Genomic DNA, 23,129 nt, shown 5'->3' with positions numbered 1-23,129 from the left:
CTCCTTACGCGACGTCTGGGGCGTCGAACAATTGTTTTGCAGCCATGCGCGCCGTGCGCTCCCGCTCCCAGCCCTCCCAGCTCCCACGGATCCGGGATTCGAGTAATCGGAACAACCGATCAGGATCGCGGGCATCGCCCTCGACGTTGATCGAAATGCTCGGTGAGTACTGGAACGACTGATCGACTTTTGGCGGCTCCGCTTTCACAGGCTCGGCGGGCTTTGTAGGCACAGGGGCAGTAGGCGGCATCACCGCCTTGATGAGTTCTCGAACGACATTGCCCAGGACGGCTGCTGGATCGGGAGCGACTGTCGGAACCGCCACACTAGCCGGCTCACGTACAGCATCACCCGGTAGAGGCAGCTTCGGCGTAACCACCACTGCTGGCATCGGCACCTGGGCACGCGGCGGGGTCATGACCGGCGTAGGCGCTGCAGCCAGAGCGGCTCGCCCGGCTGCTGGCTGGGGCGGCCGGGCCGGGGGCAGCACACTACCCACTGCATCTCCCGCTGCCTGCATCCTTGCTGGCGGCTCGCTCGCCGGCTCCTTAGACGTGGCAGACGGCGCGACAGCCGCGAACATAGATGGGGTAGCGGGCGGCAACGCAGACGTCGCAGCACCGCTCCCCATGGCCGGCGCTGTAGTCAAAACGACGGGGGCTGGCACTCGCACGGTTTCTCCCAACACCGGCACCTGTGGGGCTGCCGGCTCGGCCGCCCCGGCCGAAGCCATTGCCGCAGCAGCAGTTGGCTCGGGCTTCGCGTCCCCGTTGTCCTCCGGCTCATCACCGAACAACTTTCTCCCCAGCCAGCTGCCCACGGATTCGCCGCCCAAGCCGCCCACCACCATGCCCACCGCACCACCGACGGCACTGCCAACTGCAGTACCGATCACAGGTACAACGGAACCGATCAAGGCCCCTGCCATAGCGCCAGTGGTGCCCCCGGCCCAGGCTCCCGCCAAGCCGCCGGCAACACCGCCGTAGCCCTCGGCTTTTTCAGTCTTAGTTTCCGCGTTTAGTGCGGTATCCAGAACCCCTGGTACCGCGTCCACCAACTTCCCTCCCGGCAGTTTCGAAAGCCCTCGGGTGACGACGCGTAAGCTGCGCACCGAGCGACCAACGGATTTCGCATCAAGCGAACCGAGCGCCTCGGTCGCTACCGCTTTCGCGCCCGAGGCCGGCACAGTGGGCTTGGCCACGGATACCGGCGGACGAGCGTTGCCAAAGGCACCACCCGTTTGCCGCCGCGCCCGGCGCCCACGCCGACGCTTGGTCGAAGCTGCAGGGCCAGAACCAGCGGCAGTGGACCCGAGCCCGCCGAACGCGCTGGCGTTCACGACAAAAACACGCTGCGGCTCGCCGTTACGGCCTACGTCGGGATCGTTACTTGCGGGCACCCCGAGCACCTTGCCCAAAGCGCCCAGCCCAGCGTCCACCACGCGGTTGCCGGTTTTGGGCAGCTCGACACCTGCAAAGGCGCCTTTCCCTTGGCCAAGGCCGCGTTCCAATCGACGACCGCGAGCGATGTTGGCCACCCCACGGGCGATCTTCAGGCCGCTGGACGCTGTTTTCAGTGCCATGAAGCCAGCGGCTACCGCCCCCAAGACGAGCACAACAGGCTGCGCACTGTCGGACAAACGGGTCAGTCCTTGGAAGATCGCGGTCAGCCCCTGTGCGACGGCATCGGTTACCGGGCGGATCGCGTCACCGACACTGCGCATGCTGTCGTTGGCCGCCTGGAACATCTCATCCCAGCGCTGCTGTGAGGTCTCACGTCGTTCGGCCAGGTTCTTGTCCAAAATCCCGGCCGCTTTCTGCGAGTCGTTCTTCAGGTCGTTATACAAGCCCCGGTTCTGCGCATAGGCTGTGAGCGCTGCCTTGACCTGCATGTCCGCGAACAGATCACCCGTACGCAGGGTTTTCTCCAGGGCATCCAATGCAGCCCGGGCTTTCTCCGGGTCGACTTCCTTGTCGATGCCCGCCTGTGCGTCCTTGATCTTTTTCGCCTTGGCCGGGTCCGTGGCTTCGACATAGCGCATCGCCAAGGCCATGCTGGCCTCAAGCGTGTTCATGCCCTTTTGAAGACCGGTGTTCAGCGATGCCTGGTAGTCGATGCCGGCTTCTGCATACGCTTTCACCACATCACCGGAGCCGATCTTCTCGATCCAGTTCTTCAGGTTGTTCGCCGCATCGTCGGAGCTGCCTGCGGTTTTCATCTGCACCTGCAGCATCGAGCCGAGCGACGTGACCGCGTCCATGCCAGTGCTGCCGTTCTTCTCCATGCTGGCCAGCAGCTGCGGGAACCACTTGGCCATGTCGCTGGCCTCGAAGCTGCCCGCCTGCCCCTGGAACGCAATAGCCTCCAGGGCTTGCTGCATCACCTTGGGGTCGTTGATCTTGGCGTTTTGCTGCAGTGCCATGATCATCCGCGCCGTGTCGACCCCGGAGGAACCCTGGCCCACGGCAAACTTCGCCGCCGTCGGTGCATAGGCCATGGCCTTGTCCAGCTCCATGCCGGCGCCGACGAGCTGGTTCACCAGGTCCGCAACATCGTTGCGCGACATCCCCGTATCCTTCGAAGTGTCGATCACCGTGCGCGTCAACTGGGTTTCTTCGGCCTTGTTGACGATGTCCGCCTTGATTGCGATGTCACGGATAATTGCCTGGTAATTCGCACTGATCGTGGTGGGCACTGCAGCCAGCCCAACACCCACAGCCGTCTGGCCGATGCTCGACTTAAGCCCTGCTCTGCCCTGCTGGATCTGCTGGTGGCCTTTAAGCTGCAGGTCTGCCGCCTTTGCCTCACGGCCAAGCCGCTGGTACTCACGCGACAGGCGCCCGACCTCCACCCCCTGCTTGCGCAGCGAATCCAGGTTCTTGTCCAGTTTGGCCAGCAGCTTGTCCGCGCCTGAGGCACCGGCATCGTGAGCTTTCTTCCACTCGGCCTGCAGCTTCTGCGTGTCGCCAATCATGCCTTTCAGCACTTTGGCCTTGTTGCCCTTGTCCTCGAGCTTCTTGATGTGACCGTCGACGGTCTTGAACGCAGCCCCCACAGACGGAGCAACGGCGCCTCCAAGCTCCAGCGCTATCGACAGTTTGTTCTTTGCCATGCGCTAACCCTCAGTAGGCTCAGTCCGTGAGCCACCAGACCATGTCCTCCCAGGACATGGTCATGATTTCCGCAGACGAAAAGCCAAAATCCCGCACTAGCCGCTTGGCCAGTTGCTTTTGCAGTTGGGGATCAAAGCTCGTCGTCCTGCACCAGGCGAAAATAGCCGGCCTGCAGGCGGCTGTAGTCTTTCAGGGTCAGGCCTTCCAGATCCTTGACGCCGACCTCGGCCAGGCTGGAGAACAGGTTCAGCTCGCGCTGTTCGTCATCGGTGGTACCGCCAGCTTGGGCGGCACGCACGTCGCGAACCGTCGGGGCGCGCAAGGTGATTTTGTCCACCTGGATGCCATTGGCTTCGCTGGGTTTGGACAGGGTAACGGTGACGCAATCAGCCTGCAGGCTCATCCAGGCAGGGATTTTCTTGCTCATGTGTACGTTCCTTGATGTGGAGGGAAAGGGTTAGAGACCCAAGGCGCGGCGCTGCTCGGTGAGCTGGTCGACGCCGTCGATCACGCGCTTCATGCCCAGGGCGTCGATCTCGTAGATCAGGCGACCGTCGACCTCGAGCTTGTAATAGGTGAGCGACACCGCATGCTTGATCTCGGCCTTATCGCCCGCCTTCCAGTCGCCCATGTCGACTTCCTTGAGCGAGCCACGCAGCGTGACGATCACCGGGTTGATCTTGCCCTTGAGGCCACGGAAGGCACCGCGGAATACGCCGTTGAAGGCGGTGCCATCGGCCAGGCCGAAGAACTTCAGCGACTCACGGCGCACGCCCGTGGTGGTGAAGTTGGCCTCTTGTTTCTCCATGCCCTGGTCCATCTCGACCGGCAGGTCCATGCCACCAGGGCGGTGCTCTTCCATCTTCAGTGTGAGCTTCGGCAGGGTCAGGCTCGGGACATCGCCCTGGAAGCTGACGCCGTCAACGAACAGGTTCAGGTTCGCCAGGGTTTCAGGAATCATTGCCATGTGGTGTGCTCCTTAGGCGACAGCGTTGATGACTTCGGTCAGCCACTGGTTGGTGACTTCAACACGGAAGTTCGGGTTTTCGGCCGGCGGAACGTCAGTGAACCGGATGTTCCAGTACACCTTGCCCTGCTCCAGCTGGCTGGCTGTGTTCAGTTCGGGGTCAGCGAAGACCTCGAAGTTGATGATCGCGCCCTGGTTCTTCAGGTCGCGCATGAAGGCCTGTAGGCCCTCGGTGACGTCCTGCACATAGGTCGCGGTGATCGAGCGGTCCACCGCCCACTTGTGGCCATACAGGATGGCGTCCATCACCATGTCCATGGTCCGCACGCGGGTCACGAAGGCCCACTTCGGATCGCTCGACAAAGTGCGGTTGCCCCACAGGCGGAAACCGTCGTCGCGGATGATCGTGGTGATGTTGGCGTTGTTCAGCAGGTTGGCGCGGCAGGTGTCGTCACCATCGAGAAACTCGACTGGGCGGGTTGTGCCGGTGACACCGACGAATTCCTTGTTCGACGGCGAGGCCCAGAAGCCATACTCGCTGTCGGTCCAGGCGAACAGGCCGGCGGTGTAGGCCGAGGCCGGCGCATCAACGGTCGCGCTCGCGTCGGTGTCCCAGTACTGCACGCCAGGGTCGACCATGAAGGCACGCTTGGAGCCGAAGTTGCCGGCATACGCCATGGCCGCTTCGTCAGTGGTACCAGGGCCGTCGATGATCGCAACGGCCCGCAGCTTGTCGGCCAGTCCCACCAGCGCGGTACCCACCGCAGCGGTCGCGCTGTGCTTGGGCGCGATCAGCAGTCGAGGCTGTGCGTTGAAACGGCTCTTGCCGTCGAGCAGCGCCTGCAGGCCGGTACGCTTGCCGTCGGCCAAGGTGCCGCCGATGATCGCGGAGATCTGCTCAGCGGGATCTTCCTTCTGCGCAACGCCGCAGGCGACGATGACCGCCTTGGCACGGGCGTAGATAGCTTTGCACGCCTTGGTGATGGCCGAGGCCGGGCCGAAGGCAGCGACGGCTTCCCGCTCGCTGGTGATCAGCACCAAATCGTTGGCCTTGGCAGTCGCGTCCGGCCCCTCGGTGAAAATGTCGACCAGACCGATGATCGAGGACGATGGCAAGGCAATGGTGCGCGCCCCGTTATCAACGTTCGTTACGGTAACGCCGTGAAAGAATCCAGCCATGTTTACTCCAGATGTGAAAAGGCCCCGCAAAGCAGGGCCAGGTGGTACAGCAGAAAAGAAAACGCCCCGTCAGTGCGGGGCGTCATTGGGTGTACAGGTCGATCCAGTTGGGCGGCGTCGGCCGCTGCTGGGAGGCTGGGAAGGCTTCTGCCTGGGGCCAGTCGCGCAGCGCCTGCAGGTAGGCCAGCAGTTCGGCGAACTGCTCATTACTGAGCGTGGTAGGCCGCCCCAGGTCTTGCTCGTCGCGGTGACGCTCGCGCAGCCATTGCCGCGCGGCCAGCTCGATGTCGCGCCATAGCCTTTCAGCGGCGCGGCGCTCTTCCTCGGTTTCGACCTTTTCGGAAAACACGCCATTGGCGTACAGCCAACCAGGCTGCACCTGAGCGGCACAAGCGCGCCATTTCAAGTCAGGGTGGTAGCGGCCCTCCGGGTCAATGTCTGTCGTTTCAACCACGACGCCATCTTCTAAACGTGCCCACATAGTCATCACCACTGAATAATCACGCACCCAGCAGCACCATTGCCGCCAGGTTGGCCAGGTTGGGCGCCCGAACCACCGCCGCCCGCATCAAGTGCATCACTGCCTGGCACAGAGGCTTGTGTCGCACGCGGGCCAGGACCACCGCCCGTCCCGCCATGAATGACGTAGTTTGGTGAGCCTGCACCTAGTGAGGTGTTGTGGTCGCCGCCACTGCCTCGTCCACCGGTACCCGGGGCGTTACCGACGGGGCTATTACCACCCCCTCCCGCGCCGCCCGTTGCGGAGAGATAAGCGCCAAAGGACGACGTACCGCCTGCGCCACCAGCGCTACCAGCCACCGAGGCACCCGCGCCGCCTGTCCCTACGGTCACCGATACACTCGCTACGCCGGTCAAGTCGACAAGGCGCTGCGCCAACCCCCCGCCACCACCGCCACCCGAGCCAATGTTGTTGGCAACTATCGAGCAGCCACCGCCGCCACCGCCGCCAATCACGGTCACCCAGGCCTTTTTCACGAAAGGCGGCACCACCCAAGCAGTGACCCCGGCCGTTTTGATAACCGCCGTCCCGCGAAACGGCAATGTGTTGCTGGCAGGGATCACATACCACTCAGTCCACTGGTTCACGGTCTGCATCACGCGCATGGCAACCACCGGGATGTAACCCTGTGGAAGACCGTCGGTAATGCGCTGGACCAAGTAGTTACTGGCGGAATAGCCCTCGACAACCAAGCTATAGCGACGGCTCGGGGACCACCCATCAGGAAGGTTCGTCACCCCCGAAAAAGGTGTCAGGTAGTTACCAGGCACCTTGTAATTGTTCAAATCGGTCTCGGTGCTAATGATGCCCAAACCAACGCCAAATGCCCCTACCGTCAGCATGGCGCCAGCAGTTTGATCTAATGGGTGAGCCTGTTTAGGGGTGTTGAGGCTATCCCAGACCTGCCCCCAGGCAGACCACTCACCACCACTTACCCGCGAGCGCTTGAACGTCAACCCGGATTTGCCGCCTGCAGGGGCGTCGACCCCCCCGGTCAGCGATTCCCAAAACTGAACCGCGCAGTTGGTGGCGTCTCGCTCAAAGTGAAGAATTTCGCCAGCCACAATATCGACAGTCGTGCCCGGGGTCTTTGGTCGCGTACCTGTGGCCCCGTTCGATACCGCGTAAACTCCAGTCTCGGTGATCTGGTCTATGTTGCCGGTCCAGACATAAGCTGTGTTGGTCGCCAGGCCATAACGCGCCAACACGCTACGCACAAACGCTGTAGTAGCCAAGGACGTGTCGTTATCCGTAACGGCCGGCGTCGGCGCCTTGGGGTCGCCGGTAAAGGTCGGACTGGCCAAGGGCGCCTTAAGCGCCAAGGCGTTGGTCATGGTACTGGCGAAGTTCGGGTCATTCCCCAGCGCCGCCGCCAGTTCATTCAGCGTATCCAGGGCAGCAGGCGAAGATGCCACCAACGAAGCGATGGCGGCTTGCACAAACGCCGCCGTGGCCAGCTGCGTGGTGTTGGTACCAGCCGCCGGTGTCGGCGCCGTCGGGATACCGGTCAAGGCCGGACTCGCCAAGTTCGCCTTGAGTGCCAGCGACTGGTCGATCTGCGTCTTGGTGTAGACATCGGTCAGCCCGTAGCCCGCCACCGTGGTCGGGTTGATCGCCGCGACGACTCGGCCGTACTTGTCCACGGTCACGCTGCGATAGGTGCCCTCGGCCACGCCTGTGCGCCCGAACGCCATGTCGAACGCCAACTCGGTTACGCCCAAGGTAATCGGCGCATTGGTCAGCAACTGCCACGCGCTGTCGCCGTTGACCGTCCCGCGCTCCACCAGTACCAGCAGACCCGGCGTTACCTTGGCGCTGGTGTCCGCATCAGGGCAGCGGGTCCAAGCGCCGCCGGCGACGACCAGGTACAGGCCGTTGTCTTTGGCGGCGGCCTGGTTCTTCACCAACACCCGCGAGCCGGCAGTCAGCGCCACGCCGTCGACCGTCTGCAGGCCGCTCAGGTTGATGGCGGCCGTGGTAGCGGCGACCACCGAGTGCTTGAAGTCCTGCTTTGCCAGTTCCTCGGTTACCCATTCGCGGGTGGCCAGCACAACGGACGGGTCGATCTTGAGCTGCACATTGCTGGAGCTGTTGACGATTAGGTTGACCCGTACCACCTGGGTACGCCCCGAGCCCTGGCTAAGCAGCGGCTTGAAGGTTGGTGGGCAGTTGGCCACCGCCACCATATCGCCGTCCGCATCGTACAGGGCGATTTCGCGAATCCACTTACCGCCCACATCAGCCGGAATGATTTGCTCCGCGATGATCACGGCCGCGTTATTGGGGTCGACCTTGAGCTGATTCAGCGGCGCCCGGCGCCACTCGTTCAGCAGCGCAGTTTGCGAAGAGGTCGGCATGGGCAGCGGCGGATTTTCAAGCCCGGTCGGGTTGCCATCGCCTACGCCCATCTGTGAGAAGGTCCAGGGAACGCCCAGGGCATCCGCGTTGGCCTGCTTCGCGGCCCCGACGTTGGTCAAGATCGCGTAAAACTGTGAAGTCTGGTCAACCATAGTTAACGTCCAGGTAGTCAATAATGTGATCACGGCCACCACGGCCAATCTCGCCGGAGACCGCAAGGTCAACCGACTGCGGCGGGAAGACGTCCACCTCGTCGCCGTCATAAACGGAAGGGGCCAAGTACATGGCGCCAGTGGTTTCCAGGCTGATGGCCAGCCCGGTCATGTGTCGGGAAACTGGCCGGGCGTCATCAATCAGCCATGTCAGTTCTTGGTAGGTTTCTTCGCTGATCCCCTCGTCGGCTACGCCGACTTTGAGCGCAAAGGTGCCCGGTACACCCTCGGGCACGGTCTGCCACCACTCGACAACCTCGATCAAATAGCCGAACGGTTCCACCACGCGGCGCAACGCGCCGATGGTGCCCTTGCGCGAATGGATGAAGAACGACGAGCGAATCACCGAGCGCTTCACCGCTTCAGGCCACTCTTCGTCCCAGCGGTCTACCGACCATGCCCAGCCCAACTGGTACAGCAGATGGGCTGGGCAAGAGTCGGGGTTATACAAGGTGCGCAGCGGTACCTCGGTCAGCTCGACCGAGGCGACCTCTACTGCCCGTTCCAGCTCGGTGCTGTTGAGCGGAAGCAAACTGTTCATCAGTCACCCCGCTCTACAGTGAACCCTTCACACCAGGCAGCCTGAGCCTTAGTTGGCCGAATGTCCGCCCAACCCGGCAGTTCCACGCGGGTCACTCCGCTGATGTGCAGCTGGGCATCGATCGCTGAGCGGGCAACCTCAACCCCCAGCCGACGCCGGGGGTTGATCCAGGCCGCCAACCGGCGCCGGCACTCGGCCAGCACCGCCTCGTTTTCTGGACCGGTGCCACCCATGAACACTTTCGCGTCGACCCGGTAGGTCAGGATCTGTGCGCTTTGCACAGTGACACGATCAGCCACGGGCCGAATGTCGTCGTCATTGAGGTAGGCATCGACCGCCTGCAGTAGCTCCGGAGTGGCAGTCCCATTGCCTTCCAGGGCCAGCACCGTGACGACCACCACGGCCGGAGCCGGGCTTTCCGCCGTCGCGTCTGCCACCAGGCCTGATGCATTGCGAGCATGCAGGATGTAACTGTTTCGCGGCCCGGCCGTGGTCAGGCCTTCGTATACCAACTGCACCCGCTCACGAAGTGCGTCGTCTTCCTCAAATACCGCCGGCACGGGCGGTACCGCGTCGAGGTCTTCTGCCTGGATCACCAGGCGCTGCAGGCCAACATTTCCGGCCAGCTGGTCGAGGTCCGAGCGCTTGGCGTAGGCCAGCAACAGCGCCTTGCCGGCGTCGTTGACTCGCGCCCGGTTGCCTACCCGCCGAAACGCCACAAGCTCGAGGAGCTTGGTGATCGGGTCACTCTCGAGAGCCGCCGACCAGTTCTCCCCCATCGCCTCGCGGAACAGGGCCAGGTCGGCCTGGTAGGCTTCCTCGAAATCGAGTGCCTCTAGCACCTCCGGCGCAGGCAAGGCCAACAAATCAATCGTGCTCATGCGCTCACCTCCAGCACCACGCCATCACCCAGGTAGGTCCCCACCAGAGACATCGTGATCTGGCCGTCGAGTACCGCCGTTACCCGGACTCGCTCCAGCTGTAAACGCGGCTCCCAGCGGCCCAACGCCCGGGCGATCTCGGCCTGAACCGCACTCTTCCACCCTTCATTGACGGGTAGGTCGACGTAACGCCGTAGCTGACTGCCGTAATCCGGACGCATGCGACGGCTACCGACGGGGGTCGTCAAGATGTCTTCGATGGACTGCCGCAAATGATCCAGACCGGACAGCGGCTGCCCCGTGCGGCGATCCATTCCGATCATGGGCCTACTCCCGTACTTGCTCGAAGTCCGGGCGCTTGCGGAAGAAGGCCAGCGCCACAGCGTCGTCACCGTCGACCGCCACCTGCCCCCGCTCCACCGTGAGTGAGCGCTTGTCCGGCAGAATCAGCATGCGCCAGGTGTACTCCTTGTCGCGGAAGGTGATCGACTTCGGCGGCTCGCTCTTATGAGCTGTGTCTGGCACCGGAGCTTGAGGCGTGTCTTTTTCTGGCTTAGCCATGGTTCCTCCAGATACAAAAAAGCCCGCGTCTGCGGGCTGGGATTAGTGTTTGTGGTTAGCCGTGTTGCCGGCCGTGTCGATGATCCGGCCACCTCCATTGATATCGCCGGTCACCGCCAGCGGCCCAACGATCCGCACGTTACCTGTGAGGGTGATGTTGGTGGACTGTGCCGTAATGGCGTTGTCGGTGGCCACCACCTTCGTGCCACCGACCTCGACCGTGACCGTGCCGGAGGGCACCTTGATCGTGTAGCTGCCGGCCTGCCAGTCGTAAACCAGCTGACCGCCGTCGGGGAAGCGCCAGGCTTCGACGTGATCGCGGTTGTCCGGCTGCGCACCGGCGTTGCCGTACAGGCCCGGCACGAATGTGCCCTGGGCAGGCTCGCCGCTGGGGCTGAACAACACGCCCTGCTCGCCCAGACTGGGCGAACGCCAGTGACGCGCCCTACCCGCTGCCTGGCTGTGCCACCGCACCCAGGCGCTGGTCCAATCTCCGCCATCGGTCACCCGCACCATCGCAGCGGCAAGGTCGACTGCCACCACCCGGCACGGGATGACCATGCTGGAAAGCATCCGGTCATGCTGCGCACTGGCGTAACTCATTCCATGGCCTCCGGCGACTGGTACTGCCCTTCGCTACCTGGGCCGGTGTCAGGGCTGAACCCAAAGACCAAGCTGCCCGGGGGCTGGATCGGCCAGGGCCATTCCTCAGTGCCCAAGAAGATGACCTGATTCCACTCAACGACCCAAACTGCATAGCTATCCAGATCAGGACGGCTCCAGTCGCGCTCGGCCCGTACGAACTCAGCCAACTCAACCGGAAGGCCCCAGGACTGCATCCGCAACAGCACCGCCAGCTGCGCCGCAACGAATGCTGCGACGTGCAAGCAGTTGGGTTCCTCCTGCCCGACGATGACACGCGCCTCGAAACGAGCCTCGACTGCGACCTCGCCCGTGCCAGGATCCTTGTCGGCGTCCCCAAACCCAACCAACTCGAGCACCACAGCTGGTGGGGTCACCACTTCGATGCCTTCCGGCATGGTCCCGACATAGGCCAGGCCGGGGATCGCGTCCTTGATGTGCTCCTCGATAGCGGCGTACACCGCACCGAGAGGAATCGGGCCGTCATCCATTGCCTGTTCTCCGTAGGTATTTCTGCAGTTCGAAGTTCAGCTCCTGCTCCATCACCACCAGCAGCCGTTCATGCGCTCGATTGGTCCAGGCCTCGAAATGCGGCCGGACTTCCTCCAGCGAGATCTTGGCCTTGGCCAGGGGGAAGCGACTGTCGTTCTCGGCAACCCATCCCGTCCGGCGCCCTCCCCGACCTGACAGCTCACTGTCGGGGTAGTCCTTCGCATCGAAGTGCTTGCTGGCCGTGCGGATCCAGATATCGGGGCCACCCCCATAAACCCGCTTGAAGAACGCTCCCTTGTAGCGGCGTCCAGCAACCGACACGCCCGAACGGGACTGTCGAGGCCGGCCAGCTCGGCTGGCTTCGATGGGGTTGATGCCGAACCACAGCCGCCCCTGGCCATTGCTGGACACTGGGAAAGCCTTGAGGCGCTGTCTCACGGCAGCGATGGTTATCCGCTCCTGCCGGCCAACATCGCGAGCGATATGCGTGCGGAGCCAGCGAAGCACCTTGTTCACGGCCCTTCGCTGAGCCGCCGCCACCGCTTTGGGCACCAGCTTCGCGAAGTCCTTGAAGCCTTTCACGTCCTGCGGGTCGGCCTGCAACGAGATCAACCCGCTGCTGGCTGACTGCTTGTGGTAGCTGCCCACACTCATAACGACTTCCTCAGAATGAGCGTCACTAGGCCGTCGCCACCTGGCTCAATGCTAGTGATTAGGTAATTGCCGCCGCCATCCTCCGCCGGCACGTTGAAGGACACCTTGTGCTTCACTTCGATGCCGAAGTTGTCCTGTACCCGGATGACCAGATGGGGCTCACGCAACGCGGTCCTTATCTGGCCGACTTTGGGCTGCAGCCAAGGGGCTGAGAACATCCCCAGCACCTCACGCCCCTCGATCAGCACGGTGTCGCCCAGGATCTCGAACACTGTGGCGTCGACGTCGGTTATCAGGTCCCGGAAAGCCATGGTCAGAGCTTCAAGCGGAGAATGGCGCGAGGACGGGTCACCAGGTGCAGCGGGTTCGACTGGGCCTCACCGGCCACACCCTTCTTGAACGGCATCATTTCCAACTGGCTGTAGTACGGCAGGCCCTCGGTGTTGACGGTGTCCATGTAGTCAGCCGGTGCGAAGCGAGTGATGCACAGGCCGGGCACACCTTCTGGAACCAGACGCGCCTCGTCGTCCGCGACAAAGGCGATTCCGCCAACCTTGCCTCGGTAGCGCTCCCAGGTGATGCCGCCGAATTCGAAGGTTTCGCGACCGTCAGCCCGCAACGCTGCAGCGTACTGGGTGCCCTCGTAGGTTTTCGAAACGCTCTTGTGTCCGATCAGCGCTCGCCAGAAGTTCTTCCCGCAAAAGGCACGAGCGCCACTGGTGGTGGCAGCACCCAAGGCTTCCTCCTGAGCATCGAGTGCATCCACGCACTTCACTCGGACATTGGTGTCTGGGTTGGCCAGCTCCATCGGGATCTCGATTGGAGCAAGGGCAAAGCGGGCATAGATATCAAGCAGCACGGTCTTGCCGTCCGCATCCAGCACGTAGCCGTTCAGCGCCCCCATGCGATGGAATTCATGGGTAGCATCCAGTTGCCGACGGGCCTTCGCCAGGCGCTTGTTGACCACGTCCTGTACCGCCTGAAGCTCAGTTTGCTCACCGAAGGCGCGGATGCCCTGGATCTCGTCCGCCTTGATGGCGAAGCGCTCGGGCAGGTGAACGGTGTTGAATGGCAGCAGGATCCGCTTGCTACCGTTGACCACCAGCCCCGAAGTACCCCGCTCGCCCGCTGGCACCAACGCCAGCGTGTCGCCATCCTTCTCGACCTGCACGGTCACGGTGGTCACACCCTCCTCCTCGAACAGCCCCAGCTCGGCAAGGCGCCCAGGCACGAAAGGCTGCTCGTTGATCGCCACAGTGAGCGCAGGAACCGAGAAAGCGTTGTCTTCAAAGATATCGATGTCAGCCATGAAGGCCCTCCAGAAATGCAAAACCCCGCACTAGGCGGGGCTGTAAAAAGGGTTGGCTCGCTATCAGCGAACGATGATGAACTGCGCGGCCAGGGCTTTCTCGGCATCAAGATCAAGGCCGGTCAGCAGCCCCTCGCTCACCTCGGCCAAGCGCACTACCGCACGCCCGCGCCGGGCTACGTCGGACTCGCCAACGGAGGCAAACAAGATGCACTTGGCCGTCTCGCTGCCGTCTGCAGCCTCGGGATTGTATGGAGCGAATTGACCGGAGGCCGTGAGCTGACCGAGAAGCTGGCCAGCCACCAAGGCAGCACCAGGTGCCAGCTCGATGACTTCGCGGGAGATCTTCCCTGCGCCCTCGGACAGCAGGAATTCACCGGCATGCACCGGTTCCACATAGTTTTTGCTCATGCTTAGGCTCCTTTGCCGGTGCGTTGTTGAGCGGCCTGCTGTCGCGCAGACCAGATGTTGCGGGGATTAGGTAACTTCGCCTGGACCTTCTCAGGCTCATCTGCAGCCGGCGGAAGTGTGTTGTCGATCTCGAAGCCCTTGCCCGAGCCGACCAGCTTGTCGAACAGCCGCGCCCTCACCACGGTCGCGTCCAGGCCAGCACCGACATACTCGACCGCCATCTCTGGCAAGCGCGCCGCTACGCAGAGATCTCGCACGGCTTTAGCGCGGGTCAACGCTGCCTGGACCGTGGCTTCGTCAGCCAGCTTGGTCGATGCGATCAGCGGCTCGACCAGGTTGCTGATGCCCGCTTTCGCACAAGCCTGGGTGATCATCAACGCCAACGCCGTCGAGTTAGCCGCGGTGGGAGCTGGGGGTTCATTGTCCGGAGCGGGCTCGCTCGGGGTTTCTGGCTCGGCCTGGCTGGCCTGGAGCTGATCCAACAACGCCTGCGGGGTGTTTCGGTACCGCGCCAGGGTGGCACCCTGCCCCAAACAAGCCTGGACCTTGACACCGTTGCCGATCTCGTCGGCCAAGCCCAGGTCCAGGGCCTCTTGGGCGGTGAGCCAGGTTTCCGCATCGACCAGCCGCCGCAGCTCAGCGTCATCGATGTCCGGCGCCTTAGCCTTGTAAGCAGCGATCATGGCCTCAAGCGCCTGGTCGAGCACATCCGCCACCCGCCGCAAGTCTTCGGCATCGCCGCCGACCCAGGTGTAGGGGTTGTGGATCATCAGCATGGCATTCGATGCCATCACCACGCGGTGCGCACCACATACCGCCACGCTGCCGGCACTGGCAGCCAGAGCATCGACCCGACCGGTGCAGCGCTCACCCAGCCGGTTCAGTGCGTTGTGGATCGCCAGGCCTTCAAACAGATCGCCGCCGTTGGTATTGAAGGCCACCACCACTTCCGAAACGCCATCGTCCACCGCCTTCAGGTCTTGGATGAACTGGTTCGCGGTAATGCCCCAGGCGCCAATCTCGCCGTAGACATAAACCTCAATGACCTTGGACCCGGCCTCGCTTTCGGTGGCTGCAGCGATCTTGTACCAGTGCCCATCCTCGACCTGCGGCATGGACTTGGCCTTGTTGAAGATGCGGAACGGCATCAACGGTTTCATGTTTTCCCCTTCTCGTCGGGCTCATCCGGCTCATCCTTGATGGCCGACAAGCTGCTGTAGTTGAGGCCCAGGTCCTTGGCCCGGGCGATATCTGCGGCGTTCTCTTCGTCCACGACTTCCGCGTCCGTACCGGAGCGAAGGCACATCTCCGTGCGCGAGGCGAAACCCGCCCCCACCTCGAGCATCCGCGACTGAACGTCTTGAACGGGATGGATGTAGGCCCAGCCCTGTGGCACCCACCGCGTGCGCAGGTAATCGCGCCGTCGCATCACGTAGTCGTCCAGTTCCAACGCCCCGGCCAGCACAGCCATGTCCATCCATGCGGCTCGCACAGGGCGACACAACTGGTGGACGTACACTTGGAACTGCAACTGCTCCAAGCGGCGGCGGAACTCGGTGAGCACCACGCGAATCGCCCGGTCGTTCACATCGCGCATGTCACCGGTCATCAGCTCGTAAGGCAGGCCTGCCCCTGCAGCTGCAGCCATGAGCTGCTGCCGCATGAAGTCGGGGTAGTTGTTGCCGCCGTCGGGCGGATCGGAGAACTCTACCTGTTCCCCCGGCCCGAGTTCCTGCATGGTGCCGGGCTCCAACGCCACCATGGGCGTGAACGCGTCACGGTCATGGACAACCGGTGCGCCGGTCAGCATGTCCATCGGCGGGTGCCCTGGCCCTTCCGGCGCGGGCTTGCGAACGAAGCCCGCGAACAGGTTCGCCACTTCTTGGCGAAACAGCACCGCGTCGTCGTAGTTGTCCAAGCTGCGCAGACGTTTGAGGATCGGCGCGAGTCGAGGCACACCGCGCAATTGTCCGGGCTCCAAGGGCTCGAAGATGTGCAACATTTGCTCGGCCGGGACGCGTACCAAAGGGTTGTAGCCGGCGTTGAGCGAGGCCTTGTCGCTCGGGTGGTTGCGGTAGCACCAGTAGGCAACGCGCCGTCCGATGCTGTTGAACTCGATCCCGGCGCGGATGACGTTGCCAGACCGCGTCACTTCGAACTTGTCGTGCGGGACGAATTCAGGTGCAAGGCACTGCACCTGCAGCGGGACCGCCAGCCCATCCTCCAGTCGGCGTGGCCGCAAGCGGACGAAACACTCGCCCGACTGCTCAACCGTACGCGCCACCAGGGCCTGCTGACCGTAGAAGTCGGTGCGCTCGTCCGCGTCCGACTCGTCCACCCAATCCTCCCACAGCACCTGCATCGCCTTGCGCAGCGCCTTGTCCAGCAAGCGCGGTTGAGGCGTGATGCCGGTACCGATCAGGTTGCTGACCCGTTTGTCGATAATGTTGCCCGCATACGGGTCGTTGCGCACCGCAGCCCGCGAACGCGAACGCAGGTTGCGCAGAGCGGGCATGATGAGGCTGTTTGGCCCCATATCAGGGGCATCCCAGTTAGAGGAACGCCGCCCTTCGGCGGCGCCCTCGTAGCTGGCCTTGATGCGCTCCGGTACCAGCAGGCCAGAGCGCGTGGAGATATAGCGGCCGCTCACAAGCCTTTACCTCCGTGGTAGAGCCGAACCACGCGAGAGCGTCGGCCTGCTGCCTGGGCCAGCTCAGTGCGGATCAGGTCGCGGGCCTTGATGAGTTCGTCCACCGTCCGATACTCGACGGTGCGGTCGCTGTAGCGAACGATGCGTTCGCCACGGGCAATCGCACCTTCGACAGCCGCGAGGTGTGCCTGGGTGTATGCCATGTCAGCGTCTCTTCAGATAGCCGCTGCTGGAGCTGCGGCGTTGCATTGGTTGAGGTGCCGGGCGAGGCGGCGTTGGCGTGGGCCGTGGGACTGGCCGGGCTGGAGGCTGAGCCGGGGCTTGCGACTCGACTTCGGTATCAGCGTCGTGGTCTTCTTGCTCAATGACCGGCGGCTTCGCAGGTGTCGGCTCATCGAACAGGTTCGCCTGGGCCAGGGCCTGGCGTAGCTTGTCCCACTCCTGCTCGCCGTAGCGATGCAGACCCAGGTAGTACGCCATGGCCAGGTTGTACACCATTAGGTCGAGCGCTTCGTTGCGCTCGGCCTTGCTTTTCACCCAGTCGAACCGCTCATGCCCCTTCACATAGCGGACGACCTTCCGTTCTGCTACGCACTGCTGGAAGAATTCATCAGGCAGGTCCTTGGCGAAGTGAAGCGCGCCAGGGCCTGACTCGAAGTTGTAGCGGTTGTAAATCCAGTCCTTTGCCGTGTCAGTACCGACGATCCATAGCTCGGCGCCGTTGCGCTCAGTCTGACCCCGCCAGGTGACATCCACCAAAGAGGGTCGCTGCGCGATCACAGGCTTGTTCGGCTTACTAGCGCCTTTGAGCGCAAACACGTTGCGCCAACGACGCACGCGAGCAAACTGGTAGACCTCATGGGTGTGATGACCGCCGGAGTCGATGCCCGTAGCCAAGATGCCCAGGGCGACACCGCAGGGATGCCGGTACCGAACTTTCAAGCGCTCATCCAATAGCGCCCAGGTGCGTTCATCAGCTGGATCGCCGGGAATAACCTGATGATCCACCACCCAGCGCTCCATGCCGGCCCCCCACCCCATGACCATCATTTCCAAACGGTTGGCCTGGACGTCGACAGAGGCCGTTAGGGCTAGTGCCCCTACAGGCAAGGTTCCCAGGACATAGTCCTCTTGAAGAGCTCGGGCCTGCAGCACCTCTGCCTTGGTTTGCTCAAGTGCGCTATCCCAGACCTCTGCCAGGCGGGTGTTGTAAAACACCTGCATGGGATACAGGTTACCCCTGCCCTGGGCCCGCTTAGCCTCTTCAAATTCTCGGGCAAGCGTGGCCCAGGACTGCCAGCCCAACGGGGCATAAAGCGCATTGAGGTGAAAACTCACCGTCTCGCCATCTCCCTGCGCATGTGCACGCCATTCCCCTTTGGCAAGCATTTCTGCCTTGTGGTGCTCTTCGATCAGCACATCACACTCCGGCCCAGCACATTGGTAGTGCGCGGTACTGAAATCAGGCGAATACAACAACCGATCCCAGACAAGCACCTGCATGTGCCCACAATGCGGGCAAGGCACGTAGTAATGCCGCTGATCCCCCATCATGTAGAGATCGTCAATTCGCGACATACCCTTGATGAGCGGAGAGCTGGAAAAGTAGAACTTCGCCTTACGCCCGAAGGTACTTCCCCTCGCTTCGGCCAGCTTGATTGGGTCACCTTCTTGGTTAACGTCAACCTCCCAGCGATCAACCTCATCACCGTACACGTACCGCGCCGATAGCTCGGAAAGGTTGGCCGCCGAACCAGCCGTGGTGGCAAACAAAGCGCCACCATCAAATTCCTTTGTGTCGAGTGTGTTACGGGAATCTCTGGAACGAACCGCCGCGACACGCTCCTTCAGTTCCGGTACTGCCTCAATGGTCTTGCCAATCCGGGAAGAAACCCGCTTCGCCAGGCTTCCAGTGGGAAGGAGCGTAAGGATGTTGGCCGGCGCCATATGGATTAGGGCTCCGATCCAATTCAGGGCGATCTGGGTTTTCATGAGCTGCGAAGCGATTTTGGTCACCACCCGCTTACATGGATGCGCGGGTGAAAGGCAGCGCATGGGTTCGCGTGCATACGGGGTACGCTCAGTTCGGTATTTGCCAGGCTCTGCGGCACCGGTACCTCGCGGGATGCGCATGTACTCATCGGCCCACTCGTCGACCCAGAGATCGGGGTCAGGCATCAGCCCTCGGCAAAACGCTTCGCGGTACACCTTTGCACCGTCTGCGTATCCGGTGTTCATAGGCTCAGCTCTGTTTTTCGGCTCGATTTTGGGTTATGGCTTTATCCAGGTCGGCGCTGTTCATCTTGGCTGCCTCGGTAAACACACGCCGGAAGGTGTCGGTGAGGTGTCTCTCGACTTCCCATAGGTCACTCATCCCCACCACTTCGCCAGCGAGCTGGGGAGCAAGCCCGAAGAACTGCTCGCGAAGCATCCGCCCTGCAGCGAACGCAGCGTCTTCGACTGCGACCCGTTCAACCAGGCTGCCCCGCACTTTGTAAAACTCGGTCTCGGCCAGTCCTGCGAGATAGAACTCTCGATGCGCCTTGGCCCGCTGGAAGTTGGGCCCTCCACCTAGCGCGTGATCCGGTTGCTGCACCGGAGGTGTGTCGGCGCCGGGTTGAAGGTGGGCCCGGACGTCCCGCTCGATGCGGTTTTCTTCATGCCGGGCCGCGACGGCTGATTTGCTTGGATCCGCTGTCTCCTGAATCTTGGCTTCGGTAGCCTGCACGTCCACCAATTTGCCATCGGGGGAAAGCACCAACCGGTCGTTGTTTTTCAGCCAGGTGATGTAACTGGGTGATCTCCCTATGCGAGCCGCGAAGGCGCTCTTTGACATGAAATTCGAATCCGTCATGAGCCCTCCCTTTCAGAGATATTTCAACGAACAACCTTTCAATTTCAACAGGTTGAATTTCAGTAAGCTGGCAAGCCTCCCGCTAGCAAAGAGCCGCGGGTTTCCCGTCCCGTACCCCGGCCAAGTCGCCAGGGTCCCTGACCCTCCCATGGTTTCTACCGGTTCACTGACCCGGCTCGCCACTGCGCGGCGGCATCTCGCACACCCCCAGGCGCTTAGCGGCCCAGCGCTCGTACAAGCCGATGGCGACATCGGCACCAGCCATTGCAGTCAGGCAACCGAATGCCGCCGAAGCCCAAATCGATGCGCCGGCGGAATACAGCAACATGATCGTTGCCATCCCGCAAACCACGCAGGCTCCGGACCGCAAGGCGATACGCCGAACCAACGCCCAGCCACGAACACCCGCCTTGTCCGCTCGCCACATCTCGCCAGATACCCCGCCGACCAGGGCGAGAGTGATCACGAGCCAGACAGGCATCTCGGCAAGCGCTTGTTGTTCGTTCGTCATCCCGTTCCCCAAATGCAAAAAACCCGGCGCGATGGCCGGGTTTGCTGTGTTTGGCGGGCTGCTTTGTGCGCCCGCACGTCTCGAAGATGGGTACTTTTTACAGGTCGATTCCGGTGGCAGCAAGCAAGTTTTAATGCCACCCGGCAATAAGGGGTGAACGCCTAGGGAATGTCTGGTAAATGTAGGGGGAATACAGCACCCCGGCTTAGCTTCACTTCGGCGCTGCCCCATAGGTCCCCAAAGGGGTAGTGATGGTGGGACTTGTCGAGCCCTTGAAAATCAAGGGCTGTCCCACTGTCTAACTGTTTTAACCCTTTCCCGTGTAAAGAGAGAGATCAAAAGCACGCTGCGCGCAATGCGCGCGTAACGCGCTGCATACGCCCTATGCGCGCCTTCGTGTGAGTGGTGGGACGGTGGGACAGCCCGCGAATAGCGCGGGCTTGAGCTTGGACCACCTGCCAAAAACGTGGTTGTCCAGTGGCTGGACGGTGGGACCATGCGAGGCGAATCATGCAGCTCGCCCCATGAGCAAGCCTACGATGCAGACGTGCGCCTCATGCAAGCGCTTGTAGTACGTGTCGCGGCTACACCCACAGTGGCGGTACTTCTGGTACAGCTCACTGTCGGCGTTGCAGTAATGCTCATAGACCACCAGGTAGAGCTCCGGTGCCAGATGTTTGTTCACGATGATCTCGATGTCCGCAGACTCGTCCAGCAGCACCTTGCTGCCTCGGGTACCACGGACAAGATCACCCTTACACTCAATCAACAGGCCGAGCATGCTACCAACACCGCCTGCCGAATGACAGGGCTCGGGAGCATGAAGCTCTTGAGCCCATAACTTCAGCATCTCATCGATATGCTTGATCAAAAGCAGTCCTCCTTCTGCGCTGGCGGTTGTTGCTCCAGAGCGCTGGTGCGGCCCCAGCCCTCGGGCTTCTGGTACGCCCAGGGCCGCTTGCCACTCTTCGGAAGCGCGGCGAGCCGTCGACGCCGCCAACCCAGGCGGTGCATGATCGACCCCACACGCATCTGCTCGGGCTTGCCCCAATGGCCGGGATCAAGGTTGAGCGCCTGACCCAACACCTCGCTCCCGGTGACCGTCTCCCCGGCCTGCGATTCCTCCAGCCATTTGAGGATCGGTCCTTCCCATTCATCCACCACGAAGCGCTCTTCCTGCTCGGTAGTGAATAGTTCTTCCTCTTCGCGGGTTACCCACCAGATGTCACCGGCCTGGTAGCAGAACATGGCCTCGGCCCACAGCTGGTCACGGACCCGGCGCAACGCCTCCAGGTCGACCTTGACGCAGGCGACCGGCCAATAACGCCGGTTACCGGTGGCGTCCTTGAGGTATTCATCTTGGTTGGTGGTGCCCGCGAAAACACACTGGCGTGGCACATCGCTCGTTCTTCGCCCATAGCTTTCGCGGTAGGTATCGATGGAGGCCGAGAAGAACTGCTTGGCCTTGGTGCTCTCAGCCTTGTTGAAGCTGTCCAGTTCGCCCAGCTCGACGATCCATTTGCCCCGGATCGCCTGAAACGCGTCCTTGTCGCCCAAGGTAAACGGCGTGTCCATGAACCACTCCCCACCAAGGATCCCCAGCGCGGTGGATTTACCCGCGCCCTGCGCGCCCTCGAGGATCATCACTGCATCCGCCTTGCAGCCGGGCTTCATCACACGGGCCACCGCCGAGATCATCCAGCGCTTACCAACCTTGGCGCTATATTCGTTCCGAGGGACGCCGAAGATCTCATGCAGCCAACGCTCCAGGCGCGGCACACGATCCCACTCGAGCTTGGCCAGGTAGGTGCAGACCGGATGGAAGGCGTTGTCGTGCGCAACGACGCTGACCGCTTCGACGACGTGGGAGGCTTTCACCCGCAGGCCCTGCTGGGCCAGCCACTTCATCACGCGCATGTCGTCGATATCGCTCCACTCTCCCGGCACGCCGCCATAGGGCGCCGCACGGAGGCGCATAATCTTCGAGTTGAAAGCGTTATAGCCGATCACCCCGCTCCACCGCTCATCGTTCGCCAGAATCAGCTCGACGTTCTGCATGTGGGCGATCAGTGCACCGCTTTCGGTCCTGGCCAGCATGTCTTTCCAACCCCCAGTAGCCGGGGGCTTGATCACCGCCGTGACCTGCCGACGAACCGCCTCCAGGCCTTCGGCACAGTGGAGGTCGTTGAAGTCGGTCCACTTGACCTCGCGGTCGCCCGAGAAAATCGGACCAACCACCTGCCCGCCGACCACTACCGCCGCATTGTTGGCCTTTTCCTCGCCGGGATTCCAGGGCTCGCCCGTGGGCCGCTTGGTCTTCCAGTCGTCATCGCGGCAGATGATGATGGACCGACCCGGGAAACGCTCGCGCATGTGCTTGGCGACCGCCATCAGGTTGCCCGCGTCGAAGGCGATGGCCACCGCCTGGGAAGTCGCCATGTGCAGGCTAGCGCCGGTGGCGTAGCCCTCACACACCAGCACCGGCTCGCCAGGCTCAGGGTGGCCACCGATCATGTGGAACGCACCCTCCTTCGCCATGCCATGCGGCCAGTAGGACTTGTCGCGCCCGGTATCCGCCTGGGCCTCCGGGTAAATTACCTGCAGGCCAACGATGGCATTCTGGGCATTCTGCATCGGGACGAGCACCGCGCCCGACTTCGGTGCATAGCGAACGCCGAAGCCAACCACCTGCTTGCGATCAAGGTAAGCGCTACGTCCCTTTTCCGGCATGCGTCTGAACAACGCCTCCGCACGTTTGGCAGCACGTCGCGCCGCGTTGGCGGCGATCTCCGCCGCCCTCCGCTTGGCTTCGGCCTGCCGGGCGCGCATCACTTCTCGCTCGTCCGGGGTCAGCCCGCGACCATCGGTCTTCACCTTTTGCGTTTCGCCGATGCGCCAGTCACCGAAGCTGCCGAAGATCAAGGTTTGCCCCTTCTCAGTCAAATGCTCATGCAGGACATACCAACCGTTCTTTTCCTTGCCCTTGTCATCCTGGGTGCGGCAGCGGATCAGCTTGCCGAGGATCAGGGGCTGATCAGGCTGCAGGCCGTAGTCGCGCAGCTGGTCGAGAACCTTATCGAGCATACTGCGCCCTCCGGTCTTCATGGAGTGTCTGGCAAGCACTGCAACGCACACAGCCGCGGGCCGCTACCCGGCGCGACTCCGAGATCGGGTCGTCACAGTCGATGCAGTCCAAGCGGGATTCGCGTACTGGCGCTCCTACTCGAGCGGCCAGCGCCACCTCCAGGTGCTGCTCTACAACGTCATATGCCAT

The 23,129-nt window shown here is 62.5% G+C and carries 25 protein-coding genes and 1 pseudogene; all 26 read right to left on the bottom strand.

The window, feature by feature from the left end; genetic code table 11:
- Positions 1-4: 4 nt before the first annotated feature.
- The 26 genes and pseudogenes from ACJA3S_RS08715 to ACJA3S_RS08590 all read right to left on the bottom strand — a co-directional run bounded on the left by ACJA3S_RS08715 (position 5) and on the right by ACJA3S_RS08590 (position 23,129).
- On the bottom strand, positions 5-3,112 hold the full coding sequence (locus ACJA3S_RS08715; RefSeq protein ID WP_406821515.1) for a phage tail tape measure protein: 3,108 nt from the start codon (positions 3,110-3,112) through the stop codon (positions 5-7).
- Between the two features lie 131 nt (positions 3,113-3,243).
- A complete protein-coding gene (locus ACJA3S_RS08710) occupies positions 3,244-3,540 on the bottom strand; it encodes a phage tail assembly protein (RefSeq protein ID WP_406821514.1) in 297 nt (98 codons plus the stop codon).
- A gap of 30 nt (positions 3,541-3,570) precedes the next feature.
- Positions 3,571-4,080 (bottom strand): phage major tail tube protein, encoded by a 510-nt coding sequence (locus tag ACJA3S_RS08705; RefSeq protein ID WP_406821513.1) that lies wholly within the window; start codon positions 4,078-4,080, stop codon positions 3,571-3,573.
- Positions 4,081-4,092: 12 nt separating this feature from the next.
- Positions 4,093-5,259, bottom strand: a complete 1,167-nt coding sequence (locus ACJA3S_RS08700) for a phage tail sheath subtilisin-like domain-containing protein (protein ID WP_406821512.1) — start codon at positions 5,257-5,259, stop codon at positions 4,093-4,095.
- Positions 5,260-5,341: 82 nt separating this feature from the next.
- Entirely contained in the window at positions 5,342-5,740 is a 399-nt protein-coding gene (locus ACJA3S_RS08695) for a phage tail assembly chaperone (protein WP_406821511.1), read from the bottom strand.
- Between the two features lie 5 nt (positions 5,741-5,745).
- On the bottom strand, positions 5,746-6,375 hold the full coding sequence (locus tag ACJA3S_RS08690) for a glycine-rich domain-containing protein (RefSeq protein ID WP_406822223.1): 630 nt from the start codon (positions 6,373-6,375) through the stop codon (positions 5,746-5,748).
- An 822-nt stretch (positions 6,376-7,197) separates the two neighbouring features.
- A pseudogene (locus ACJA3S_RS08685) lies at positions 7,198-8,289 on the bottom strand (phage tail protein); the annotation flags it as partial.
- Positions 8,282-8,890 (bottom strand): phage tail protein I, encoded by a 609-nt coding sequence (locus tag ACJA3S_RS08680; RefSeq protein ID WP_406821510.1) that lies wholly within the window; start codon positions 8,888-8,890, stop codon positions 8,282-8,284. The pseudogene ACJA3S_RS08685 and the gene ACJA3S_RS08680, both read right to left, overlap by 8 nt.
- Positions 8,890-9,771, bottom strand: a complete 882-nt coding sequence (locus ACJA3S_RS08675; protein WP_406821509.1) for a baseplate J/gp47 family protein — start codon at positions 9,769-9,771, stop codon at positions 8,890-8,892. Before ACJA3S_RS08675 ends, ACJA3S_RS08680 begins: the two co-directional genes overlap by 1 nt.
- Positions 9,768-10,094 carry a GPW/gp25 family protein gene (locus ACJA3S_RS08670; RefSeq protein ID WP_406821508.1) on the bottom strand — a complete coding sequence of 109 codons (327 nt, stop codon included), beginning with the start codon at positions 10,092-10,094 and terminating at the stop codon, positions 9,768-9,770. Before ACJA3S_RS08670 ends, ACJA3S_RS08675 begins: the two co-directional genes overlap by 4 nt.
- Before the next feature lie 4 nt (positions 10,095-10,098).
- Positions 10,099-10,332, bottom strand: coding sequence for a hypothetical protein (locus ACJA3S_RS08665; protein ID WP_406821507.1), 234 nt, complete (start codon positions 10,330-10,332; stop codon positions 10,099-10,101).
- Between the two features lie 42 nt (positions 10,333-10,374).
- Positions 10,375-10,935 carry a phage baseplate assembly protein V gene (locus ACJA3S_RS08660; protein ID WP_406821506.1) on the bottom strand — a complete coding sequence of 187 codons (561 nt, stop codon included), beginning with the start codon at positions 10,933-10,935 and terminating at the stop codon, positions 10,375-10,377.
- Positions 10,932-11,465, bottom strand: a complete 534-nt coding sequence (locus ACJA3S_RS08655; protein WP_406821505.1) for a hypothetical protein — start codon at positions 11,463-11,465, stop codon at positions 10,932-10,934. The genes ACJA3S_RS08660 and ACJA3S_RS08655 overlap by 4 nt, the downstream gene beginning before the upstream one ends.
- A complete protein-coding gene (locus ACJA3S_RS08650; protein WP_406821504.1) occupies positions 11,458-12,120 on the bottom strand; it encodes a hypothetical protein in 663 nt (220 codons plus the stop codon). The genes ACJA3S_RS08655 and ACJA3S_RS08650 overlap by 8 nt, the downstream gene beginning before the upstream one ends.
- Positions 12,117-12,431, bottom strand: a complete 315-nt coding sequence (locus tag ACJA3S_RS08645; protein WP_406821503.1) for a hypothetical protein — start codon at positions 12,429-12,431, stop codon at positions 12,117-12,119. Before ACJA3S_RS08645 ends, ACJA3S_RS08650 begins: the two co-directional genes overlap by 4 nt.
- A gap of 2 nt (positions 12,432-12,433) precedes the next feature.
- The gene (locus ACJA3S_RS08640; RefSeq protein WP_406821502.1) at positions 12,434-13,429 is read right to left on the bottom strand and encodes a major capsid protein; all 996 of its coding nucleotides are present in this window, start codon (positions 13,427-13,429) and stop codon (positions 12,434-12,436) included.
- A gap of 63 nt (positions 13,430-13,492) precedes the next feature.
- Positions 13,493-13,840 (bottom strand): head decoration protein, encoded by a 348-nt coding sequence (locus tag ACJA3S_RS08635; RefSeq protein ID WP_186678573.1) that lies wholly within the window; start codon positions 13,838-13,840, stop codon positions 13,493-13,495.
- A gap of 2 nt (positions 13,841-13,842) precedes the next feature.
- Positions 13,843-15,000, bottom strand: a complete 1,158-nt coding sequence (locus ACJA3S_RS08630) for a head maturation protease, ClpP-related (protein ID WP_406821501.1) — start codon at positions 14,998-15,000, stop codon at positions 13,843-13,845.
- Positions 14,997-16,490 (bottom strand): phage portal protein, encoded by a 1,494-nt coding sequence (locus ACJA3S_RS08625; RefSeq protein ID WP_406821500.1) that lies wholly within the window; start codon positions 16,488-16,490, stop codon positions 14,997-14,999. Before ACJA3S_RS08625 ends, ACJA3S_RS08630 begins: the two co-directional genes overlap by 4 nt.
- Positions 16,487-16,693: a phage head-tail joining protein gene (locus ACJA3S_RS08620; protein ID WP_021785548.1), complete on the bottom strand. Its 207-nt coding sequence runs from the start codon at positions 16,691-16,693 to the stop codon at positions 16,487-16,489. Before ACJA3S_RS08620 ends, ACJA3S_RS08625 begins: the two co-directional genes overlap by 4 nt.
- Position 16,694: 1 nt before the next feature.
- A complete protein-coding gene (locus ACJA3S_RS08615) occupies positions 16,695-18,728 on the bottom strand; it encodes a phage terminase large subunit family protein (protein WP_406821499.1) in 2,034 nt (677 codons plus the stop codon).
- Positions 18,729-18,732: 4 nt separating this feature from the next.
- On the bottom strand, positions 18,733-19,344 hold the full coding sequence (locus tag ACJA3S_RS08610) for a terminase small subunit (protein WP_406821498.1): 612 nt from the start codon (positions 19,342-19,344) through the stop codon (positions 18,733-18,735).
- A 163-nt stretch (positions 19,345-19,507) separates the two neighbouring features.
- On the bottom strand, positions 19,508-19,855 hold the full coding sequence (locus tag ACJA3S_RS08605) for a phage holin family protein (protein WP_021782200.1): 348 nt from the start codon (positions 19,853-19,855) through the stop codon (positions 19,508-19,510).
- Positions 19,856-20,363: 508 nt separating this feature from the next.
- Entirely contained in the window at positions 20,364-20,726 is a 363-nt protein-coding gene (locus ACJA3S_RS08600; protein WP_406821497.1) for a hypothetical protein, read from the bottom strand.
- Positions 20,723-22,939: a VapE domain-containing protein gene (locus ACJA3S_RS08595; RefSeq protein WP_406821496.1), complete on the bottom strand. Its 2,217-nt coding sequence runs from the start codon at positions 22,937-22,939 to the stop codon at positions 20,723-20,725. The genes ACJA3S_RS08600 and ACJA3S_RS08595 overlap by 4 nt, the downstream gene beginning before the upstream one ends.
- Positions 22,929-23,129 (bottom strand): TraR/DksA C4-type zinc finger protein, encoded by a 201-nt coding sequence (locus ACJA3S_RS08590; protein WP_406821495.1) that lies wholly within the window; start codon positions 23,127-23,129, stop codon positions 22,929-22,931. Before ACJA3S_RS08590 ends, ACJA3S_RS08595 begins: the two co-directional genes overlap by 11 nt.

This window comes from Pseudomonas sp. KnCO4 (assembly GCF_045344305.1).
Lineage (GTDB): Bacteria > Pseudomonadota > Gammaproteobacteria > Pseudomonadales > Pseudomonadaceae > Aquipseudomonas > Aquipseudomonas anuradhapurensis.
This window is presented reverse-complemented; position numbering and strand designations above follow the sequence as displayed.

What these genes read in the sequence shown, in the direction of transcription:
- ACJA3S_RS08635 (WP_186678573.1), bottom strand. Translation starts at nt 13,840, where the DNA reads ATGAGCAAAAACTATGTGGAACCGGTGCATGCCGGTGAATTCCTGCTG.
- ACJA3S_RS08680 (WP_406821510.1), bottom strand. Translation starts at nt 8,890, where the DNA reads ATGAACAGTTTGCTTCCGCTCAACAGCACCGAGCTGGAACGGGCAGTA.
- ACJA3S_RS08690 (WP_406822223.1), bottom strand. Translation starts at nt 6,375, where the DNA reads ATGCAGACCGTGAACCAGTGGACTGAGTGGTATGTGATCCCTGCCAGC.
- ACJA3S_RS08670 (WP_406821508.1), bottom strand. Translation starts at nt 10,094, where the DNA reads ATGATCGGAATGGATCGCCGCACGGGGCAGCCGCTGTCCGGTCTGGAT.
- ACJA3S_RS08705 (WP_406821513.1), bottom strand. Translation starts at nt 4,080, where the DNA reads ATGGCAATGATTCCTGAAACCCTGGCGAACCTGAACCTGTTCGTTGAC.
- ACJA3S_RS08590 (WP_406821495.1), bottom strand. Translation starts at nt 23,129, where the DNA reads ATGGCATATGACGTTGTAGAGCAGCACCTGGAGGTGGCGCTGGCCGCT.
- ACJA3S_RS08715 (WP_406821515.1), bottom strand. Translation starts at nt 3,112, where the DNA reads ATGGCAAAGAACAAACTGTCGATAGCGCTGGAGCTTGGAGGCGCCGTT.
- ACJA3S_RS08595 (WP_406821496.1), bottom strand. Translation starts at nt 22,939, where the DNA reads ATGCTCGATAAGGTTCTCGACCAGCTGCGCGACTACGGCCTGCAGCCT.
- ACJA3S_RS08695 (WP_406821511.1), bottom strand. Translation starts at nt 5,740, where the DNA reads ATGTGGGCACGTTTAGAAGATGGCGTCGTGGTTGAAACGACAGACATT.
- ACJA3S_RS08660 (WP_406821506.1), bottom strand. Translation starts at nt 10,935, where the DNA reads ATGAGTTACGCCAGTGCGCAGCATGACCGGATGCTTTCCAGCATGGTC.
- ACJA3S_RS08665 (WP_406821507.1), bottom strand. Translation starts at nt 10,332, where the DNA reads ATGGCTAAGCCAGAAAAAGACACGCCTCAAGCTCCGGTGCCAGACACA.
- ACJA3S_RS08640 (WP_406821502.1), bottom strand. Translation starts at nt 13,429, where the DNA reads ATGGCTGACATCGATATCTTTGAAGACAACGCTTTCTCGGTTCCTGCG.
- ACJA3S_RS08620 (WP_021785548.1), bottom strand. Translation starts at nt 16,693, where the DNA reads ATGGCATACACCCAGGCACACCTCGCGGCTGTCGAAGGTGCGATTGCC.
- ACJA3S_RS08700 (WP_406821512.1), bottom strand. Translation starts at nt 5,259, where the DNA reads ATGGCTGGATTCTTTCACGGCGTTACCGTAACGAACGTTGATAACGGG.
- ACJA3S_RS08615 (WP_406821499.1), bottom strand. Translation starts at nt 18,728, where the DNA reads ATGAACACCGGATACGCAGACGGTGCAAAGGTGTACCGCGAAGCGTTT.
- ACJA3S_RS08630 (WP_406821501.1), bottom strand. Translation starts at nt 15,000, where the DNA reads ATGAAACCGTTGATGCCGTTCCGCATCTTCAACAAGGCCAAGTCCATG.
- ACJA3S_RS08645 (WP_406821503.1), bottom strand. Translation starts at nt 12,431, where the DNA reads ATGGCTTTCCGGGACCTGATAACCGACGTCGACGCCACAGTGTTCGAG.
- ACJA3S_RS08605 (WP_021782200.1), bottom strand. Translation starts at nt 19,855, where the DNA reads ATGACGAACGAACAACAAGCGCTTGCCGAGATGCCTGTCTGGCTCGTG.
- ACJA3S_RS08655 (WP_406821505.1), bottom strand. Translation starts at nt 11,465, where the DNA reads ATGGATGACGGCCCGATTCCTCTCGGTGCGGTGTACGCCGCTATCGAG.
- ACJA3S_RS08675 (WP_406821509.1), bottom strand. Translation starts at nt 9,771, where the DNA reads ATGAGCACGATTGATTTGTTGGCCTTGCCTGCGCCGGAGGTGCTAGAG.
- ACJA3S_RS08710 (WP_406821514.1), bottom strand. Translation starts at nt 3,540, where the DNA reads ATGAGCAAGAAAATCCCTGCCTGGATGAGCCTGCAGGCTGATTGCGTC.
- ACJA3S_RS08610 (WP_406821498.1), bottom strand. Translation starts at nt 19,344, where the DNA reads ATGACGGATTCGAATTTCATGTCAAAGAGCGCCTTCGCGGCTCGCATA.
- ACJA3S_RS08650 (WP_406821504.1), bottom strand. Translation starts at nt 12,120, where the DNA reads ATGAGTGTGGGCAGCTACCACAAGCAGTCAGCCAGCAGCGGGTTGATC.